The sequence below is a fragment of the Streptomyces sp. NPDC054956 genome, from assembly GCF_053609185.1.
Window position 1 is genome coordinate 1 of the sequence record NZ_JBSGXB010000517.1, and the last position, 3194, is coordinate 3194.

A 3194-nucleotide genomic window follows, 5' to 3' on the forward strand; every position below is an offset into this window, starting at 1 on the left:
GGACACGGTCCTCCTCGCCGACCCCGCCTCGCACACCCCCGGGCGGGTCGCCGAGTGGGCCGCGTCCGAGGGCCGGCCCCGGGTGTGGGCCGAGGTCACCGATCGGGCGCAGGCCCTGGTCGCGGTGACCGCGGGCGTGGACGGCCTCGTGGCCAAGGGGCACGAGGCCGGTGGCCGGGTGGGCGGGGCCACCACCTTCGTGCTCCTCCAACAGCTGCTCGCGGGCCCCGGACTCGGGGTGCCCGTACGGGCCTTCGGCGGGATCGGGCCGCACACGGCGGCGGCGGCCGTCGCGGGCGGGGCCGCCGGGGTACTGGTCGACGTACAACTGGCCCTGACCCCCGAGGGAGAGGCCGGGCTGCCCGCCGAAGTGGCCGCCGCACTGCGGGCCATGGACGGCTCCGAGACCCGGCTCGTGGACGGGCACCGGGTGTACGCGCGCCCCGACCTGACCCGGCCCGAGGGCCCCGTCGCGGCCCTGCTCGGCGCCCGGGGCCTGCGGGCGCAACTGCTCCCGGTCGGGCAGGACGGGGCCTCGGCGGCCCGGCTGGCCGCGCGCCACCGGACGACCGGGGGTGTCGTCCAGGCCGTCCGGGCCGCCGTGACCGGGCATCTGGCGGCCGCCGTACGGTCCCGCCCGCTGGCCGGTGGGCGCGAGCCCGGGCAGCCGCTGCCCGTGGCGCAGGGGCCGATGACCCGCGTGAGCGACCAGGCCGCCTTCGCGGAAGCGGTCGCCGCCGAGGGCGGGGTCCCCTACCTGGCGCTCGCGGTGATGGAGGGACCGGAGGTGCGCCGGCTCCTCGCCGAGACCGCCGAGCGGCTCGGGGACCGGCCCTGGGGCGTGGGACTGCTCGGCTTCGCCCCGGCCGAACTGCGGGCGGAACAGCTGGCGGCCGTCGCCGAGGTGCGCCCCCCGTACGCGATCATCGCGGGCGGCACCCCGGGGCAGGCGGCCCCGCTGGAGGCGGCCGGGATCCGGACCCATCTGCACGTGCCCTCACCGGGGTTGCTGGAGCGCTATCTCACCGAAGGGGCACGCAGGTTCGTCTTCGAGGGGCTGGAATGCGGGGGCCACGTCGGACCGCGCGCCTCGTTCCCGCTGTGGGAGGAGCAGATCGAGCTGCTGCTGTCCTGCCCCGAACCGGCCGCGCTGGACGTGCTGTTCGCGGGAGGCATCCACGACGAGCGTTCCGCCGCGATGGCCGCCGCGGCCGCCGCGCCCCTGGCCGAACGGGGCGCACGGATCGGGGTGCTCATGGGCACCGCCTACCTGTTCACCGAGGAGGCGGTGGCGGCGGGCGCCGTGCTGCCCCGGTTCCAGCGCGCGGCCGTGGAGTGCGCGGACACCGTACTCCTGCACACCGCGCCCGGGCACGCCACGCGCTGCGCGGCCACCCCGTACGCCGACACCTTCGAGGCGACCCGGCGACGGCTCCAGGACGGCGGCGCCGAACCCCGCGAGGTGTGGGAGGAGCTGGAGCGGCTCAACCTGGGCCGGCTGCGGATCGCCAGCAAGGGACTGCGGCGCGCCGCGAAAGGCTTCGGGCTGGAGCCCGTGGACGAGGAACAGCAGGAAGCCGAAGGGCTGTTCATGCTCGGCCAGGCCGCCACCCTGCGCTCCGGTACCACCACGATCGCCGCGCTGCACGCGCAGGTCACCGAGGGGGCGACCGAGCTGATCCGGCGGCGGGCCGAGGAGATCACCGCGCCCGTGGGCGCCGCCGCCGCACCGCCCGGGCCGCTGGACATCGCCATCGTCGGCATGGCCTGCGCCTACCCCGGCGCCCCCGACCTCGCCGCCTACTGGGCGCGCATCCTGGCCGGCGCGGACGCGGTGACCGAGGTGCCGGCCGAACGCTGGGACCCCGCCCTCTACTTCGACCCCGACCCGGCGCGGGCCGGCGAACGCACCCCCTCCCGCTGGGGCGGCTTCCTCGGACCGGTGCCCTTCGACGCCCTCGCGCACGGCATCCCGCCCGCCTCGCTGGCCGGCATAGAACCGGTCCAGCTGCTCGCCCTGGAGATCTCGGCGCGGGCCCTGGCGGACGCCGGCTACGGCAAGGACCGGGAGTTCGACCGCTCCCGGACCTCGGTGGTCTTCGGTGCGGAGGCCGGCACCGAACTGGCGGGAGCGTACGGGCTGCGCGCGCTGTACCCCGGATACCTGGGAGAGCTTCCGGCCGAGCTGGACGGGGAACTGCCGCGGCTCACCGAGGACTCCTTCCCCGGTGTGCTCGCCAACGTGATCGCGGGCCGGGTCGCCAACCGGCTGGACCTCGGCGGCGCGAACTGCACGGTCGACGCCGCGTGCGCCTCCTCGCTGGCCGCACTGGACCTCGCCTGCCGCCAACTGGGCTCCGGGGACAGCGACATGGTGCTGTGCGGCGGAGCCGACATGCACAACGGCATCAACGACTACCTGCTCTTCTCCTCCGTCCGCGCCCTGTCCCCGGGCGGGCGCTGCCGGCCCTTCGACGCGGCGGCCGACGGAATCGCCCTCGGCGAAGGGGTGGGCGCGCTCGTCCTGAAGCGGCTCGCGGACGCCGAACGCGACGGCGACCGGGTGTACGCGGTGATCAAGGGGGTCGGGGCCTCGAGCGACGGGCGGTCCCTCGGTCTGACCGCACCCCGGCCGGAAGGCCAGCGCCGGGCGCTGGAACGGGCCTACGCCCGGGCCGGGATCAGCCCCGGCGAAGTCGGCCTGGTCGAGGCCCACGGCACCGGCACGGTCGTCGGCGACAGCACCGAACTCTCCGTGCTGAGCGATCTGTTCGCCGCGTCCGGGGCCGCTCCGGGGAGCTGCGCGCTGGGCTCGGTGAAATCGCAGATCGGGCACACCAAGTGCGCGGCCGGGCTGGCCGGACTGATCAAGGCGGCCCGGGCGGTCCACTCGGGCGTACGTCCGCCGACCCTGCACATCGACAGGCCGGTCGCGGCCTGGGAGGCGGACGCCAGCCCGTTCTTCTTCGACGCGCAGGCCCGGCCGTGGGCGGTGCCTGCGGAGCGGCGGATCGCGGGCGTGAGCGCCTTCGGCTTCGGCGGCACCAACTACCACGCGGTGCTCACCGGTTACGCGGGATCCGAGGAGCCCCGGCACGGCCTGGAGGAATGGCCGGCCGAACTGTTCTGCTTCCGCGGCGCGGACCGGCGTACGGCGGGCCGGGCCATGGCCCGGCTGGCGGCCAGGCTGGAGG

At 76.4% G+C, this 3194-nt stretch carries 1 protein-coding gene; it reads left to right on the forward strand.

Annotated elements, in window-relative coordinates; all coding sequences use genetic code 11:
* On the forward strand, nt 1-3194 hold a 3194-nt coding region (locus ACWGDE_RS37620), incomplete at both ends, for a beta-ketoacyl synthase N-terminal-like domain-containing protein (protein WP_453393579.1).